12 protein-coding genes and 1 other annotated feature are annotated in these 17,360 nt (G+C 43.4%); of the genes, 4 read left to right on the top strand and 8 right to left on the bottom strand.

Annotated features, from left to right (window positions below; genetic code table 11):
* From HC026_RS08435 to HC026_RS12985, 4 genes are all read right to left on the bottom strand, one after another.
* On the bottom strand, positions 1-1,419 hold a 1,419-nt coding region (locus tag HC026_RS08435; protein WP_168925548.1), incomplete at its 3' end, for a peptide ABC transporter substrate-binding protein.
* Positions 1,406-2,344 carry a proline iminopeptidase-family hydrolase gene (locus HC026_RS08430; protein ID WP_168925547.1) on the bottom strand — a complete coding sequence of 313 codons (939 nt, stop codon included), beginning with the start codon at positions 2,342-2,344 and terminating at the stop codon, positions 1,406-1,408. The genes HC026_RS08435 and HC026_RS08430, both read right to left, overlap by 14 nt.
* A 454-nt stretch (positions 2,345-2,798) precedes the next feature.
* The gene (locus tag HC026_RS08425) at positions 2,799-3,761 is read right to left on the bottom strand and encodes an N-acetylmuramoyl-L-alanine amidase (RefSeq protein ID WP_168925546.1); all 963 of its coding nucleotides are present in this window, start codon (positions 3,759-3,761) and stop codon (positions 2,799-2,801) included.
* Positions 3,754-5,262, bottom strand: coding sequence for a C39 family peptidase (locus HC026_RS12985; protein ID WP_211089456.1), 1,509 nt, complete (start codon positions 5,260-5,262; stop codon positions 3,754-3,756). The genes HC026_RS08425 and HC026_RS12985 overlap by 8 nt, the downstream gene beginning before the upstream one ends.
* A 241-nt stretch (positions 5,263-5,503) precedes the next feature.
* Positions 5,504-5,748, top strand: a binding site (T-box leader).
* Between the two features lie 349 nt (positions 5,749-6,097).
* Between HC026_RS12985 and HC026_RS08415 the strand changes: the two genes are divergently transcribed.
* Positions 6,098-6,913, top strand: a complete 816-nt coding sequence (locus HC026_RS08415) for a 2-keto-4-pentenoate hydratase (protein ID WP_168925545.1) — start codon at positions 6,098-6,100, stop codon at positions 6,911-6,913.
* A gap of 360 nt (positions 6,914-7,273) precedes the next feature.
* On the opposite strand, the gene HC026_RS08410 is transcribed toward HC026_RS08415, so the two are convergent.
* Complete coding sequence (locus HC026_RS08410) at positions 7,274-8,443, bottom strand: pyridoxal phosphate-dependent aminotransferase (RefSeq protein ID WP_168925544.1); 1,170 nt, start codon at positions 8,441-8,443, stop codon at positions 7,274-7,276.
* 498 nt (positions 8,444-8,941) lie between these two features.
* On the opposite strand from HC026_RS08410, the gene HC026_RS08405 reads away from it, so the two are divergent.
* Together HC026_RS08405 and HC026_RS08400 are read left to right on the top strand one after the other, a co-directional pair.
* Positions 8,942-10,381: an amino acid ABC transporter substrate-binding protein/permease gene (locus tag HC026_RS08405; RefSeq protein ID WP_168925543.1), complete on the top strand. Its 1,440-nt coding sequence runs from the start codon at positions 8,942-8,944 to the stop codon at positions 10,379-10,381.
* On the top strand, positions 10,378-11,121 hold the full coding sequence (locus tag HC026_RS08400; RefSeq protein ID WP_168925542.1) for an amino acid ABC transporter ATP-binding protein: 744 nt from the start codon (positions 10,378-10,380) through the stop codon (positions 11,119-11,121). The genes HC026_RS08405 and HC026_RS08400 overlap by 4 nt, the downstream gene beginning before the upstream one ends.
* Before the next feature lie 103 nt (positions 11,122-11,224).
* On the opposite strand, the gene HC026_RS08395 is transcribed toward HC026_RS08400, so the two are convergent.
* Together HC026_RS08395 and HC026_RS08390 are read right to left on the bottom strand one after the other, a co-directional pair.
* Positions 11,225-14,629, bottom strand: a complete 3,405-nt coding sequence (locus tag HC026_RS08395) for a KxYKxGKxW signal peptide domain-containing protein (protein ID WP_168925554.1) — start codon at positions 14,627-14,629, stop codon at positions 11,225-11,227.
* A gap of 231 nt (positions 14,630-14,860) precedes the next feature.
* Positions 14,861-15,232: an iron-sulfur cluster biosynthesis family protein gene (locus HC026_RS08390; protein WP_168925541.1), complete on the bottom strand. Its 372-nt coding sequence runs from the start codon at positions 15,230-15,232 to the stop codon at positions 14,861-14,863.
* 132 nt (positions 15,233-15,364) lie between these two features.
* Here HC026_RS08390 and HC026_RS08385 point away from each other — a divergent pair, with 132 nt between their 5' ends.
* Complete coding sequence (locus HC026_RS08385; RefSeq protein WP_168925540.1) at positions 15,365-16,207, top strand: prephenate dehydratase; 843 nt, start codon at positions 15,365-15,367, stop codon at positions 16,205-16,207.
* Here HC026_RS08385 and HC026_RS08380 read toward each other — a convergent pair.
* Positions 16,195-17,202, bottom strand: a complete 1,008-nt coding sequence (locus HC026_RS08380; protein ID WP_168925539.1) for a ketopantoate reductase family protein — start codon at positions 17,200-17,202, stop codon at positions 16,195-16,197. The genes HC026_RS08385 and HC026_RS08380 overlap by 13 nt on opposite strands.
* Positions 17,203-17,360: the final 158 nt, after the last annotated feature.

The raw sequence follows: 17,360 nt of genomic DNA, 5'->3' as shown, positions 1-17,360 counted from the left end.
TTCATAATGCGCGTAGTTTTGAGGGTTATCCTTCGTCAAGATAGAGAAGAAGTTCTCTGGGTCACCGAAATCTGCCAACCATAGCGTTTGATCAAAATCGAATTGACCGCTCGTTTCTTTACTGCTTGCCGCTTTCGATGGTAGGTTCTCGGTGCTGACTTTAACGTTACCTAAGTTCTGTTGCAGCGTTCCTTGAAGATATTGAGCGACGTTCTTATAGGACGTGTCATCAAGGCCAACAAGACTCAAGTTAACCGTGCCCTTTAAGTGAGCTTCCTTCACCCCCTGCTTCCAGAGTTCCTTGGCTTTGGCAACGTTATAGGTTTCCTTAGGTTCCATTTCAGTTGCGAAGTCTTTGCCAGTTGTTGGGTCAGTTGCCAAACCTTGTGCCACGTACGTATAAGCTGGTTTTGAACCATCCGCCAGAACATCCTTCGTCAAATGGTTACGATCAACGGCCAACGAAACAGCTTGACGCAGCTTCTCGTTGTTAAATGGATGTCCAGATTTGTTATTCAACCGTACATAGTAAGTCCCTGCTTTTTGGACGTGTCTTAAGTCCTTATCCTTCTGCAAGCCTTGTGCGGTGACACCTGTAATCGTGGCATCGTCAAGCTGACCTTTGGCAAATAGATTATGGGCCGTGTTAGCATCCTTGACCACTTGCATATCGATTTCCTTTAGATGAACTGCTTTAGAATCATAGTAGTGGCTGTTTCTGACCAGTTTCCAGTTGTCATTAGTCCCGTTCCAACCGGTTACTTTGAATGGGCCATCGGAAGCGAGCCGGTCAGAGTTAGTGCCGTACTTGCTGCCGTACTTCTGAACTACTTTTGTATCCTGCGGGAAGAATGCTGGCAAAATCATCATCTTACTGAAGTATGGCATTGGGTGTTCCAGGTTGACCTGCAAGGTATGGGCATTAACTGCCTTGGCGCCTAACTGAGTGGGTGACATTTTACCATTACTGATTTTATCAGCATTTTGGATACCGGAGAAGATGTAGTTATAGCCCGACTTAGACTTGTCCGAAACTGATCGTTGCCACGACTTAACGAAATCTTCGGCCGTGACATCATCACCATTGCTCCACTTAGCGTTAGTCCGCAGATGGAATGTATAGGTCTTACCATTGTTCGTTGGTTTAACCACTGACTCCGCGATCCCAGGAGCAACTTTGTTATTGCTATCCTGACGGTACAGCCCTTCGAAACTGTTTTCCAAAACGTTCCACATGGTGAGATCCGCGTAGTTCGAATTGTCCAATGAAACCAAATCGCTATTTTGCATCAGTGAAATTTTGTCCGTATTGTTACTGGTACTGCTGTCGCTTGACTTCCCATTTGCGCTAGAACAAGCTGCTAAAACAACTGATAATGTTAATGCTAAACCGCCTAATAAAACTTTATTTTTCCGCATATGTATGGCCCCCTACTTCTTGTGTTTCCTTAAAACTATGTGATTCTACGTCATCCAAAAACTCTCCCAGTGTGTGGAAAAAGGCTTTCGGATTGTCGGTACTGTGACAATGACCAGCATCTGGTGTATAAACTAACCGCGAATTTTCAATTTCTCGATGCATCCGTTCAGCCGCATCCAGCGGCATGGTATCATGATCGCCAAAAGTCAGTAACGTCGGTGTTTTAATCTTATGTGTGTCGGCCCGACGATCCCATTCAGTTAGCTTACCCACCATCACAAACTCGTTGTCACCTTGGAAATAGTTGTAAACCGGTGTCGCCATGGTTTGGACGTTGTGCCGAAAGCCATTTTCGGGATGACGCATGGCAAAATTCCGGTTCAAAACATCAACTAATTCCCGGTACTTAGGATCATCAAAGCGCTTATCCGTTTCAACTTCCTTCATGTACCGAACTTGTCTTGGTGTCAACGTTTCTTCACGTTCACGATTCACGTTGACTATGTATTCATCCAGGTTATCGATCATACTCATGATGACCAACCCTTTTAGGTGTTCTGGATAATGGAGAGCGTATTCCTGTGCTAATAAACCACCCCACGAATGACCCAGCAAGTAAAACTGATCCAAGCCCAATTTTTTTCGGACCTCTTCTAACTCTGACAAATAATAATCGATGGTCAGGTATTTTCGATTCTCAGGCTGCGTATAATCAGGCTGGTCTGAGTAGAACGACCCTAACTGATCATACATGGAAACTCTCACATTGTGATCCTTCAGGTGATCAGCAAAATCCTCGAACTCTTCATGAGTACCACCTGGTCCACCATGCACACACAGCAGATTGACATCCCCTTGTCCCACAGTGCGGGTGAACAAATGAAAACCATTATCCAACGTTACGATTCGACTCCCTTGTTGCATCCAAATCACCTCAAATAAAATTTTTAGTTAAGTTGATTAAATAACAAAAACGCCCTACGGAGAACTAATCTCCATAGGGCGTTTCCGCGGTACCACCTATCATCGCTCAACGTTCACACGTTAAGCCTTTCAATCTACGGCTATACAATAATAGCGATAGACTGGCGCTTTAATGGGCGCCTCCCAGTCTGGACTCAGTTTTAACTTGGCCCCGACCGCTCGAAGATGATAGTCATAGCCTCACTCATGTCTCCATTCCACCTATCAAAGACTCTCTGGTTTGATCACGGTTATGATGTTTCTTGTCATCACGTTTGTTATTTAATTTGCGTTAACTGCTTTCAACGATTTCCAATTTATTTCTCTTTGCCATAAAAGTCAAATGTTTTTTTCATTTAGTTTTAATTTAAAGCAACTAAAAACCGCGTCGGAACAAGCTTTGAAACGAAGAAAATTATTTTTTGCTTACCTTCACGTAACCAATCCGATGGTTATACCAGATCTGGTCGAACAAGTTACCGGTGGTTTCGGCAGTTAAGTGGCCCATGGCATCAGTAGTTTTTATCCCGGCTAATTGATCTGAAATAACGTATTGTTCGCCAGAAACCAAAGTGGCGATTGCAGGCGCACCAAGCTGGGTTGACCCGTACAATGCCAGCGGTTTATCGCCAACCGTTAAAATTGGTCGCTGCACACCGACAACTTGAGATCGTCTCAGCCAAGCTTGTTGACCGTCAAAAATAATGGCGATCCAATCACCTTGTTGAGCCACGCAAACGAACTCTTGCCCATAACTCACACGGTGAGACATTTTGTCAACTCCACTGCCAATCTTCTGACTATTAGTTGACGGTTGTTGCAATAAGTCTGCATAGTTGCTGGTAATTCTAATGCCTTGACCGACTTTCACCGGTGAATAAGGATCAGCTGTAATCCCCAGTTTCAAAAATAATTTTTCCCAGTCAAAGTACCAGCCGGGATCCACATGCATTTGGGCAACGGCTTCTGGGGTTGGCGCGGGAACGTTATCGTGACCAAGTAAATGTGCCCGATTTAATGGGATTTTATAACGCTGCGACCACTCTAAGATTTGAGTGACCAATGCGTCTATCATTGCCGCAGTGTAACTCGCATCATCTTCGACGTAAGCTTCCTGCTCAATTCCTAGTGATCGGCAGTTGATGTCCCAGTTACCCGCGTGCCAAGCAATATTTTCTGGTGCGACCATCTCAGCTCGATGCCCGTCTTGCTGCCGAATAACCGTGTGGGCGCTAACGTGATTGGAACTTTGAAACCGGTCAATCGTCTCTTGATAGGACAGCTCGGTCGCGTGAATAACGATGTAATGAATGTTCACATCAGTTGGCCGGTTAGCAGTCGTATAATTCTCAGCTAAAGCGGGCTGAAATTCAGTCATTTTGATCAGCCAGTGAAATTGACCCTACCAAGGTTGGTGCCACCATTCTGATAACGTAAACTGTCAAGGTAGTTGCACTTGGGTGAGCCTGCTTGATTGCCGCAATATCCAACTGGATTCGACCCGATTCATCTGTTTGAGCGTAATCAAAATGCTGTTGCGCTGTGGTATCATACTGACCGCCGTCATCGACGGTGTAGGCAATTGTTGTTGTATTTTGATCAAACGGTTCAGTTTGATTAATCATTTCCGGAGTAATCGTAATAGTTTCATCTGCCAATTGAAGGCTAAAGGCAGTACGATCGTCGTTAGCGACTAGTGCAACTGACTCTCGATTAGGCTGCATGAGCCGTTCGTAACCTCGGTAATTACCGCCAATCATATAAGCAACGCGAGAATGCCAAGCTTCACTGAATTGTTCAAGGCGGTAGAGTCGCTTGGCGTCTTCGTTACTATCGGCATACGAATCATTAACCGCAACATAATCAACACCATTTAGCGTTGTAAACCCAGTCACGAGTAATAAATGTCCAACGGTATCCCCAAAGGCATTTTCCACGTATGGTAATTCACCGTTGTCTGGATCATTAGTATACTGAACACTGACGCCCACTGGATAACCAGCCAAGATTTGCCGGCGTAACCCATCCAAGTTGGTATAAGCGACGTACGCCCGATAACCCATGCTACCAGCCGCAGCGGTACTAAATGACCAGTTACCAAACCCATCATAGGTTGTGTCTAAATTATGCAAGGCAAGTTCTTCTGGTAAAATATCCGCATTCTGCCGATTAAGCGCCATGGAAATCGTTGTTGGGCTGCAAATACCTGGTGCCAACTTGGGATCTCGAATCTCCTGTGAATACGCTGGTGCAGTGACGACCTTATCCACAGTAACAGCATGTTCATCCACCATTAAATCTTGATGAACCGGTTTAACACTAGCTGCCACTAATTTTAGAACTGGCGTCTGTTGTGGATTTTCAGTGTATAAATGCACCCGCAATTGAGCCTGTGTGCCAACGCCGTCCTTGACCGTCAGCGTATCCGTGTCAATACCAGCCAGCAGATCTTGTTTATCCTGCTTGACACTACCGCTGAGAGACGTTGTTGACCAGTGACCCCAGCTATGCCATGCCGACCAGCGCTCACCCCGACTTATCCGAGCTTCGACTTCCACAGCGGTGCCCATAGGCGTCAGTGCATTCCACGACGCAACCAGGTTTTTAAATTGCGGCAAATCAAACGCCGGTGTCGTCAAACTCCCCTCGTTAACGTACTCATTATCCCGTTGTTCTAATACTAAAGCAGTCTGATCCGCCGCCGCTAAAGTCAGGTGATCCGTAAATTCACCTAAATCAACGGCTGAAAAATCGTCAAACACTTTAGTATTCGGCTTCCTCGTTGGTGCTTGCACAGTTTTGTCCCGTTTATAGTATAAGGCTAACAAACCGGCAGCTAACCCAATTGTTGCCCCAAATAGAAATTTAGAAGGTTTCACAGTTTTATCCCCACTTTGATTGTAAGTTATTTAATAGTTCAATTCTGAATGTGTACAAAGTATACCATACTGTCTAATAGCTGTTTATTAATCCGGCCGTTGAGTTTTTTCAAAAAAAGTTTGAATTCTCTATAACATTAGAGCCACGTGTGGTTATGAGATATTCTTTAATCTTTTTCACATTTTATCGTTGACAACCCCAAAAACTGGGTGTAAATTAATCACAATCATTAAATTCAGATGAAAAGCGCTGACGAGAAACATTAACGTCATTTCGGATATAGAGAGTTGCCGGTCGGTGAAAGGCAATGACGAATGGTGGTAATGATCATCTCCGAGCTGTGTGCCGAATCGACTCAGTCGTAGTAGAACACATTGGGAGCACCCATTATCGTGCCAAACGTATCGCATTTATGCTGTACGTGAAAGGTAATTTCAGTAATGAGATTATAAACTAAGGTGGTACCACGTGAAAGCGTCCTTAATCGCAACCAGATTGCGATTAAGGACGCTTTTTCGTTTCCTGAATTTAAATATAACATTAAAGGTGGTGAGGGCAATTGGAAGTTGGCATTAAGAGTTCAGACGATAGCGACATTCAGATTACACATAAGATTAGCTTTTACAGCGTGAATGAAGTGCAATTTCTCATTGAGCCCACCTATTTAGGGCGGGTCACACATAAGCTTTACTAGATTTCTCAACACATATTGAAACATCGGTTACACATAGTTTTACAACATAGCGTGTCAGCATATAGCATCACCACATATTGTTTCAGCACATAGTTTCAACATCTATCACATATTAAACATAAATTTTGGAGGTCTCGCCCATGAGTGAACAAGTATTAAGCAAACAATCATTATCAGAAAAAGAAGCTAAACTAGCACAGGCTCTATTCGATGCATACACTAGCCACAAGCCACTAACGGAAGCTGACTACACCGGTTATGCCGACAGCGAAGACGCTGCCTATCGCGTACAACGTCAGCTAACTGAAGACAAAAAGGAAGCTGTTGGCGGCTACAAGGTCTCACTAACCAGCAAGCAGACCCAAGACATGTTTGACTCAGACAGCCCACTATATGGTGCCCAAGTGAAGAGTCACTTTGTTAAATCACCTCATACTGTTAATGCCAATGATGTGATGGATCCACTGGCTGAAGTCGAAATGATGTTTACGGCTAAAGAAGACCTTTCAGCAAGCGATTCACTAGAGGATCTCTTCCACAAAACAACCGTTGCCCCCGCCGTTGAAGTACCAGATTCACGGTTCAGCGATTGGTTCCCAAGCCTATCTAAGTATATGGTCATGGCTGATGCAGCCGTTGGTGGTTACGTCGTTTATGGCGAAGAGAATGATACAGATAAGCTTTTCGACAAACCAGACGACCTCGCTAACGTAACTTGCGAACTCTTCCACGATGGCAAAAAGCTTAAGGATGGCCAAGCCTCAGAAGTCCTTGGTAACCCACTAAACTCACTACAATGGCTCGTTAAAAAGCTAGACGAACAAGGCATGCCGATGAAAGCTGGCCAACGGGTATCGAGCGGTACCTTCCTACTACCAGAATCACTGACCAAAGGGGATTGGAAAGCCACATTCGATAAGGGTATGGGCGCCGTGCTACTACACGTGAACCGGTAATAATTTACAAAAAGCTTCTATATTATAGGGAATTGAAATGATTTACAGGGATTAAATACGATGCATGTCAACTGCTGTGACGGTTGGGTGCATCGTATTTTTTTAAACTCAGATTGAAAAACGTGTTCAGCTCGGCACGCCCCGGCCATATAAGATAAAAGAAAGATGCCTCAGGAAAACCGTCTGAGACCGGAAATTGGTTCATTTATCCCATCTAGACTAAACGTGTTCAGCTCGGCACGCCCCGGCCATATAAGATAAAAGAAAGATGCCTCAGGAAAATCGTCTGAGACACCTTTCTTTTATCTTATATTCTGGGACGAAGCGCCTCGCTTCACACTCTGCCTCGCTTCACACTCTCTAAAACAATCCCAGCTCCCCAATCCGTTCACACGCTTCTGTGAACCTTGGCTCGTCAATCAGCAGGCCTACCCGGACGAAACCCTCGCCGCTCTTACCAAAACCAGTACCTGGTGCCACTGCAACGGCTGCTTTATCCAACAGCAGATCTGCGAACTCTTCACTAGTGTATCCCTTGGGTACGGGCATCCAAGCGTAGAAAGCACCACCAGATGGATAAGGTTCCCAACCGATTTTACGAGCTGCGGCATAAAACTCATCACGTCGCTTTTGATAGAGTGCCACCAATGATTTTACTGATGACTGGTCACTATCCAACGCTGCAACAGCAGCATCTTGAATTGCTGGGAACAGTGAGACAAAGAGGTGATCTTGAATAAGATTGATTGCTTCAATCATATCAGAGTTACCCACCGCAAAACCAACCCGCCAGCCAGCCATATTATATGACTTAGAAAGTGTATAGGTTTCAATCCCAACATCTTTAGCACCCGGTGTCTGTAGGAAGCTAATCGGTCGCTTACCATCAAACCCAATGGCACCGTACGCAAAATCCTGTACTACGCCAATGTGATGTTCGTTAGCAAACTTGACCGTATCCTCGTAAAACTCTGATGTGGCAACTGCCCCAGTCGGGTTGTTCGGATAATTGAGATACATGAGCTTTGCCTGTTCAACCACATTCGGGTCTAGTTTCTGATAATCCGGCAAGTAATGCTGATCAGCTGACAGCGACATCAGTTCCAATTTAACCTGTGCCAATGCCACGCCAGATAGATAATCCGGATAACCCGGATCGGGTAACAGCATGGTATCGCCGGGATTCAATAAGGCAAACGGTAATTCAACTAACCCGATCTTGGAACCACCGAGAATGGCCACTTCTTTTTCAGGATCAAGATCGACATCATATTCCCGTTTATAAAAATCAGCGGCAGCCTGCTTAAATCGTGGCATCCCACGAAATAGTGAATACTTATGGTCAGCAGGATCCGCAGTCGCCTCCTGCATTGCTTTCACAATAAAATCAGGGGTGGGCTGATCTGGATTACCTTGTCCCAAATTGATGACGTCGGCTCCAGAAGCCGCCTTAGCGTTAACCTTGGCAACTAAATTAGCAAAAAATTGTTTTGGTAAATGTTGCAATACTTTCGATTCTTCAAACCTCAAACCAAATTCCTCCTCAACGAATACTATGTATAATTTAAAAGCCCTATTAAAATTCAATTAAAACACAATTAATATACGGTTGCAAATGCAGATAAACCACCGGATAACTGGCAAATAGATTCCAATTTGATGGATATGTTAGAAAACATAACCCACATAAAGAGAACATATTTTTTAATATTAGAATTAAATTAGATATTATTAAATTAAATGAGATAATCGTTTTCATCCGTTTTCAATGATCGCTTCAAAATCCCTAAATAATAGGAATATTTATGATTGTGGCGAATATTTACATAATGTTGATTAGTCAACAAATCCCGTTGTATCAGCTTATCCTTTTAGCAATTTCATTTCTCGTGAAATAATCGGTGCGAATTATTTTTCAGAAAATTAAATTTATTTTCAGAAATAGTATTAACATTTCGTTATTTTGTTGTTATGATATTCTCATAATCATATGTTAGATTTTATTACATGTCCTTGAGGAGGAATAATATGAAATATAGACTAAAGTCGATTATGAGTGGTTTAGTCGTTTTGTTTTCCTTTTTTGTAGCCGTCAGTTTTAGTGTCACGCCTGCAAACGCCGAAACAACGTACCAGGTAGCGACCGATTCCACTTTTCCACCCTTTGAGTTTGCTAACAGTCATAACAAGTACGTTGGTATCGATATCGATCTCCTGCACGCAATCGCCAAGGATCAGGGCTTCAAAGTAAACATTAAGCCCACTAGTTTTAACGCCGCGGTCCAAAGTGTTCAGTCTGGGCAAATGGATGGTGTCATTGCTGGGATGTCCATTACTAAGGAACGTGAAGCAACCTTCGATTTTTCAAAAGCTTACTTCATGTCAGGAGTTGTTATGGCAGCTAAGCCCAACGGCAAAATCACCAGTCTCAACCAATTACGTGGTAAACGGGTTGCCGTTAAAACTGGGACTTCCGGTGCGCAGTACGCACAGAGCATGCACAAGAAGTACGGCTTCAGAATTGTGACTTTTGATGAATCTAACGATATGTATCAGGACGTGCTCACTGGCAACTCAGCAGCCTGCTTCGAAGATTCACCCGTTATGAAGTACGCAATTCGACAAGGAACTAAGTTGAAGATCTACACCAAACCCGCATTAAGCGGTCCCTATGGCTTCGCTGTTAAAAAAGGCCACAACCAAAAGTTACTACGAATGTTTAACAATGGTCTTGCCGACTTAAAAGCCAATGGTGAATACGCCCGAATCACAAAACACTACCTTGGTGCGAAGGGCAGTTCAGACACGACTTCAGATCGAACCTTCATCGGGTTACTCAAACAAAACAAAGGTGCGTTGTTAAGCGGATTTAAACAAACGGTTTGGTTAACTATCGTTGCCATCTTCTTTGCTACCCTCTTTGGTGTCATCGTTGGATTATTGGGGGTTGTTCCAAGTAAATTTTGCAACGGTATCTCTACGACGTTAATTTATATTTTCCGTGGTCTGCCTCTACTGGTGTTAGCACTATTCATCTATACCGGGATTCCAAGTTTAACCGGTCAAAAGATTCCCGCCTTCCTCGCTGGTATTATCACCTTAATGTTCAACGAAGGTGCCTATATCGCGGCTTTTGTTAAGGGCGGTATCAACGCGGTTGATGATGGTCAAATGGAAGCTGCACGCAGTTTGGGACTACCATTTGGCAAAGCTATGCGCCGTGTTATTCTTCCTCAAGGTATCCGGATCATGGTGCCATCGTTTATTAACCAATTCATTATTACCTTGAAAGACACTTCGATCCTATCAATTATCGGAATTATTGAATTGACCCAAACCGGTAAGATCATCATTGCCCGTAATCTAGAAGGGTTCAAGGTTTGGACGATTGTCGCCATCATTTATTTGATCGTCATTACCCTGTTAACATGGCTATCTAACTGGGTTCAAAGGAGAGTACGCCTATGAACACAAAAATCAAAGTAAAAGTAAGCAATTTAATTAAAAACTTCGGTGATAATAAAGTCCTCAAAGGGATCAACATGGAAGTCCATGATAATGAAGTTGTTGTGGTGATTGGCCCATCAGGTTCTGGCAAGAGTACTTTTCTCAGAAACCTAAACCGGCTAGAAGCGCCAACCAGCGGCTCAATCGTTATCGATGACACGGATATTGCAGATCCAAAAACGGACATCAACAAGATCCGTGAAAACATCGGGATGGTGTTTCAACACTTCAACCTGTTCAGTAACTTATCCGTTAGTGAAAACATTATGTTGGCCCCCATCGAATTAAAGAAGGCCACCAAGGAAGAAGCAGCCAAGCAAGCCAAAGAGTTATTGGCTCAAGTCGGTCTGGAATCCAAATACAATGCAACTGTTCAATCACTGTCAGGTGGCCAGCAGCAACGGGTGGCCATCGCCCGCGCCTTGGCTATGAACCCTGATGTGATGTTGTTTGACGAACCAACATCCGCTCTCGACCCAGAAATGGTCGGTGACGTGTTGGCAGTCATGAAACAACTGGCCAAACAAGGGATGACCATGATCGTTGTTACCCATGAAATGGGCTTCGCAAAAGAAGTGGCCGACCGTGTTGTCTTTGTTGAAGACGGTAATATTCAAGAGCAAGGAACTCCTGATGAAATCTTCAATCATCCAAAAGATCCACGGCTCCAAAGTTTCCTGGATAAAGTCTTAAACGTCTAGTTAGGGAAAAGTAAAAAGTTAGGTTACCAGTTAAATGACTGATAACCTAACTTTTATTTTGTGCCTTCTAATCATTAATACCGCTTTCAATCTTTAATATTGTTTACTGCTCTTTCTTCTTTTTTAGTCCGAAGAGTCCTAACAGTCCTGTCAATCCAACCATCATTAAGCCTAGTAAACCGACATGGTCAGTTGTTTCACCTGTTTGAGGCAGCATGCTACTTGCCATCTTTTGCGTGTCATCAGGAGTAGCTGAAGTCTCGGCTGCGGTTGGCGTCGTTTGAGCCGCTTTCGCATCAGCAGCTGGCGCAACTACTTGAGTCACTGATCCTGCTGGTGTTGCCGGTGTATGTGCAGAATCTTCAGGTACAGCTGGTGTCACTGGATCAACCTCAGTATCAGGGTCAACATCAGGCGTATGGGCGTCTTCTGGATCTGGATCCGGCGTTGGTGTCGGTGTCGGATCTGGATCTGGAGTAGGCGTTACAATCGGAGGAACAACAATTGGAGGGTTTGGAGGCGTTGGGTCAGTATCCTTTGGTGTCCATTGAACACCGTATTTATCATGCACACCGTACAGGAACTGCGTTGGGATAGTATAGGAAAGAGTTTCATTACTTTCACCATACGTATATTGTTTGACTACTCCGCCTTCTTTATATCCGTATTCATATTTGTCAGCATGATAGTAGTCTGGAATCTGAAGATTAAAGTCAACCTTCAAGTGGGTAATATCATTGCCTCGTTCCAAGTAGAACATCTTCATCGTATGTTCTGATTGTGAGGCATTCCACTCTTTACCCTCTTCGACTTCTACACCTTCAAACGCCTGACTGATAGTTGTTGTTGTTTCTACACCTGTGTTAGTGATATACGTAATCAAATCATTAGCAAAGTCGATTGTGCCGTGACTTGCTTGATGAATACCGCCAATATCTAATACTAACGTACCATCAATGAAGAGCCAAAAGTCATCGTCACCGCTAAAATTGAAGACCATAGGTTCCAGATTACCGTCTTCATCAGTCACCATGCCACCATCTGGATGAATATAACTTGTTTCCATCATCATACCAAAGTAGTGGTTCATGCCTTGATTAAAGCCAGTTACGTAAGCCTTAGGATCGCCGTAACCAGTTTCACTATCTGCATCAGCTTCGAAGAATTCACTGATATGATTCAGTGGGAAAAATTCACCGGTATCTGTAGCAAAGCCGCCATTTGGATTATTTGGTTTGTTATACATCTTCCAGGTACCATTTTCCAAATTAGTATCAGATTCAAAATCAGCATGTTGGGTGTAACTATTGAACATATAACCACCGTTACCATCACTGATAAACATCGGTACTTTTTCATTGTCAATAACAACCTTCTTGTAGGTGCCATCTTGATTATCAAACAGATATTTCAGTGATTCATTAGTATTACCAACTGCTAAGACAGGGAAACCATCCTCATCCAGAGTTTTCTGAACAATACCTTGTGTCATATTGGAAGAATTGTAGTTATTCCAATCGAAAGGAATACCGCTTCCAATCGAGAATTTGAGGTCATGTCCATTATTAATTCCAAGATTACTAATCCCAGTAGGATTCTCATTTTCGCTACCATCCGCATTTTTCAGCACCCAGTAGTCAAATAAACTCACATCTACCCCGGGATTAGTAGCTTGGATTTCTAATAAATCTGTTCCAGCCTGAGTAGGCGTCTTCGTTTCAGTTACCGGTAAGGCATTAGGTTTAAGAATTGAGATATACGCTACTTTAGAGGTATTACCGTCTTCATCGGTTTCGACTGGCACCGCGTCAAGACTGTGTTTCAACTGAATTTGGTAAATGTCGTCACCAATTTTAACGAAGGATTGTTTATTGGTTAAGGCTTGTTGTAACGCCTCGGTTTGACTCGCAGCTAAGTGAGTGTTTTTGACTGCTTGAGCCTGCTTTGCGGCCTGATAACGGGTGATCAAGTCTGATCCTTCTTCAAGTTTGACAAGTCTTACAGTATCTTCTTCAGAATCCTCCTGCTTAATCACTTCAGCTTCAAAGTAATCTTGCCCATCAAAGTAAATAGTGTATTTATTAAAGCCATCGCCCGGTTGCATACTGCCAGGTTGTTTGAACTCTTCATCTACCAAGTCGATTTTCTCCAGATAATAGCTTTCGCCTACGTAACCAGGTAAGGTATTACTTTGAATTATCTTAAACTGGTTGTACGTTTCACCTTGGCTAAGATCATAGTTTTCTAACTCTGCTGTAGTAGCCAATCGGATTTCAAAGTTGTCACCGCCCATAATCTTAGCTAAATCACCGGAGCTGACTTGTTCATGGAAAGGATTTTCAGTAGTTGCAGCATCATACCAGTAGTAATTACCATCAGAGAGTTTCGTAAAAAATCTCTCGGTGGATACAATTGTATTTTCCGGTAAAGTTGTACCGGGTTTGGTGAAATTAGTTTCGAAGTTTGTGAGCACATAAAATCCATCCTCTGGGAAACCATCCGGAAGCCTATCCGACTGAATACCCCAGAATTTCCAGAATTCACCTTCTTGCACGTTAGTAGTTGTCATATAGTCTCGAGTAACCACCCCTGCACGGATAGCTTCCTGAATCTCAGCCAGGTCTTTTTCATCCGTTATTTCCACAAATTCTTTTTCTTCTTCATTGTAACCGTAGTATAGTGGACCATCCTCACCATTTTCAGTGGCAAAAATCCGACCATATTCAATATTCGGCAAAGCTTCATCTGCATCTTTCACTTCATCGTACTTAATATAGCCTTTATCATACTTACTTTCATCAATATCAGCACCCGGATTCACCCAAACATCTTCAATTTCAGTCTCATCATCTGGATCAACCACTTCATCTACTTGGGTACTTTTATCCGCTTGTTGATCTAAGCTAACCTCTTTAGCCGGTTCCGTTGTATTGGCCTTTTTGGTCTCTGCTTTCTTGGTATCAGTTTGCTTATCAGCAGTTCCAGTATCAGATTTCGCTGAGCTACTGGTTGTTGCTGTAGTTGAAGCAGCCTTGGGTGTTTCGGCAGTAGTACCAGACGTAGTGGTTTGAGTTACAGGACTACTTTGTACAGGACTACTTTGGGTGCTAGTTTGAGCACTAGTAGATGGTGTAGTACTTGCTACTGTACTTTCACTCGCCTGAGTAGTTTGCTGTGTAGTTGCCGGCTCCGTACTAGTAGCCACTTCTGGAGTTTGAGTATTTTCAACTGGAGCAGCCTCCGGAGTTGTTGGTGTCGTTTGTGTTGAACTGGCAACCGTATCCGCGCTAGGCGTTGTCGTTTCTGTAGTCGCAGTCGAAGTTGCACTTTGCGTCTGGCTTGTTGGTGGACTACTTTCAGCAGTGGCAGAAGTTTCAGCTCGAGCTGTGATATGACCACCGGCTAATAACGCCACTGAGATAGCACCAGCTACAAGCCATTGTTTTTTGGCTTTGTACATCTTATACCGCACTGCTTGTTCGCCTCTAAGATCTGTCGTGTTTTTCATAATCGTAGCACCTCTTTATATTAGATTGGTGGGTACGGTGAAGGGTGTCGATTATTAATTCTGGCACCGGTCTAAGGTATCCATCTGTTTTTCATGATTTAAATATAGCAAACGCTTATGAAGTAAATTAGAATATTCTTAGTATATTTTCAGAAATGGCACACAAATTACTCACAACACAAAAAAAGACCAGTAAGGACCGGTCTTTCAGTGGTTCATTCAATTAAACACTTACTTGGATGCTACAACAGCTTCTGGATGATCCAAAATTTCAACGTTAGTATCGATGATTCCGGAAGCTGTTTTAAGGGTAATAAGGCCAAACTTGTTTAAATTAAACTCAGTTGCTCCATCAAAATAGTTATCGGCATAGCCTTTAATCAGCACCGAACCCAGGGGACTATCCAACGCTTCATCATAAATGGCATCAACATCATGTTTACTAACAACCAAAAAGCGGAAGCTAACATCTAAGGAGCACACGCCAACCTTCGAATAAGCGCCAACACCATCATCAAAATCGAGAATTAATTGGTCGTTGTCATCCGTCATGTGACGCTTCAATCGTGCCTGAACATCTTGACTCATCTTAAGAGTGATCATCGCAATTTCCTCCTATTAATATAACCATTGTGCCACGAATAGTTTCAAATCACAATTAAATTGCACGCAATCTTTTTTCGCTTCGTAGCCAGTTTAAGTTATAATCAACCAAAAAGACCCTGGAGGCTCAAAATGAAATTTTCTGTCCTTGGCCCAGCTGGCACCTTCGCGGATGCGGCTGCCCAAAAATATCTCAGACTACACCCAATTGAGAATATTGAAATCGATTATCACGATACCTTTGATCAAGTGTACCAAGCTGTTACTCCTGATGGTTTAGGCTTGTTACCCTTAGAAAATCAGTTAGATGGGTTCGTACTAGCAACACTGCAACGACTGCAAGTTGCCAATATTACCGAGGTCGGCGAGGTCACCGTCCCAGTGAACTTCGGCCTGGCGGGCAAAGTTCACAATTTAGCTGAAATTAAACGCATCTACGTCCAATTTAAAACTGAAGGCCAGTGTCAACAATTACTGGCACAATTACCCAATGCCCAAATCATCACCACTTCTAGCAACATGATCTCCGTTGAAAAATTGCGTGATGGTATCGATGGTGATGCGGCCATCATGCCACAGTCGCAACTGGCCGTTGAAGACTTTCCGTTCACAATGGATAACGTTGCCGATCAAGACGCTAACAACACCCGTTTCATTATATTTAAAAAACAGCCGGCCGTGCTGGAATTACCTGCACAACCGGCTGAAGATGAGTCTGCCTCATTCAAATCTGCACTTTTTATTACACCACCAACCGAGGAAGTTGGGGTACTTTACCAAATTCTATCTTACTTTGCCAAAACGCATTTAAACTTAGTCACCATCATGTCCATGCCTACCCGACAAAAGATTGGGATCTACTCTTTCTATATCGAAATCTCGGGTACGCTTAAACAAAAATCGTTGCTTTTTGAAACCCTTCAGCGGATGGCTGACATCTACACGATACATCCACTTGGAGTTTATGCGCTTTGAGCTGCTTTGGCATCGGCCGCTTCAGCTTTAGCTGCATCACGTGCCTTCTTTTCATTTGCCCGGTGATATTCTGCCAAATGAACGAGATTAGTTAAGAAAATGTGGGTTTTAGCTTCATAATGGTGCTCCCAACCTAGTTTAGCGATATAGCCGTTGATATAATCAACTTCTGTTGGGCGATCATGAATCATGTCTTGGTACATGGATGGATAATGTAATGGCATGTCGATTCGAGTGTTAATGTCTAGCGCGTGCATTTCTTCTTCACGAGTCGAAACGAGTGTGATGTCGGCGCGTGCACAAATATCATAGGCTTCGTCAATTAGCTGACGGCCGAGGTCATATGCTTTTTCAAAATTACCAAGTTCACCCATTGGAATTTCAAACATGGTGCACAGTGTGTTAATAACGGAGTTGAAAATAACTTTGGTCATCAAAGTACCCTTGAAGTTAGTTGTTAAGGTCGGGTGCATCTGCGCCTTCTCCAGTTCATCGAATAGCCGGTGTGTCATTTCATCGGGTTTTTCGGTTAAATTAGCCATGTTCATCTTACCAGCACCGCGTTTGCCCATGAAGTCAACGTCACCAGGGCCGTTTAGAACAGTGGCAATGAGTGCCGTACCAGCGATGATCTTGTCATCAGCAAAGTACTGCTGCAGCTTTTCAATATGGCCCATCCCGTTCATGCAGGTAAAGGCGTATTGCTTATCATTGAAGAAATGTTCACAGCGTTCAAGGAAGCCAGCCAACTGCATCTGCTTGGTGAAGAAGATCAGCATGTCGGGATCACCTTGGTAGGTTTCGGGTGTTTCCAATTTAATCGGTACTAAATGGCGATCTTTATGATCACGAGAAACGTATACGCCACCTTGTTCGCGAATCTTATCAATGTGTGGCTGCCACGTATCAATAAACGTAACGTCATTGCCAGCTTCTTGTAGTAATATCCCATAACGTAAACCCATTGCACCTGCACCAATCATTGCGAATTTCATTAAAATCACACTCCAATTTTTTATTTAACAAGAAAAAGCGCCCCTGACCAAGTTCATCACCTGATCAAGGGCGCGTGTGCGCTGTACCACCTTAATTCGTGCTATCTTCGCAGATAAACACCTTTCACGTACAGTCCCGGGACGATACGCTAATCCAG

Source organism: Secundilactobacillus angelensis (assembly GCF_012641075.1).
In the GTDB taxonomy this organism is placed as follows: Bacteria; Bacillota; Bacilli; order Lactobacillales; family Lactobacillaceae; genus Secundilactobacillus; species Secundilactobacillus angelensis.
Note: the sequence above shows the minus strand (reverse complement) of the source record. Positions and strands in the feature narration are given on the sequence as shown.

Excerpts from the sequence above, each read along its gene's own strand:
- HC026_RS08430 (WP_168925547.1), bottom strand. The coding sequence starts at position 2,344 with ATGCAACAAGGGAGTCGAATCGTAACGTTGGATAATGGTTTTCATTTG.
- HC026_RS08425 (WP_168925546.1), bottom strand. The coding sequence starts at position 3,761 with ATGACTGAATTTCAGCCCGCTTTAGCTGAGAATTATACGACTGCTAAC.
- HC026_RS08415 (WP_168925545.1), top strand. The coding sequence starts at position 6,098 with ATGAGTGAACAAGTATTAAGCAAACAATCATTATCAGAAAAAGAAGCT.
- HC026_RS08405 (WP_168925543.1), top strand. The coding sequence starts at position 8,942 with ATGAAATATAGACTAAAGTCGATTATGAGTGGTTTAGTCGTTTTGTTT.
- HC026_RS08400 (WP_168925542.1), top strand. The coding sequence starts at position 10,378 with ATGAACACAAAAATCAAAGTAAAAGTAAGCAATTTAATTAAAAACTTC.
- HC026_RS08395 (WP_168925554.1), bottom strand. The coding sequence starts at position 14,629 with ATGAAAAACACGACAGATCTTAGAGGCGAACAAGCAGTGCGGTATAAG.
- HC026_RS08390 (WP_168925541.1), bottom strand. The coding sequence starts at position 15,232 with ATGATCACTCTTAAGATGAGTCAAGATGTTCAGGCACGATTGAAGCGT.
- HC026_RS08385 (WP_168925540.1), top strand. The coding sequence starts at position 15,365 with ATGAAATTTTCTGTCCTTGGCCCAGCTGGCACCTTCGCGGATGCGGCT.
- HC026_RS08380 (WP_168925539.1), bottom strand. The coding sequence starts at position 17,202 with ATGAAATTCGCAATGATTGGTGCAGGTGCAATGGGTTTACGTTATGGG.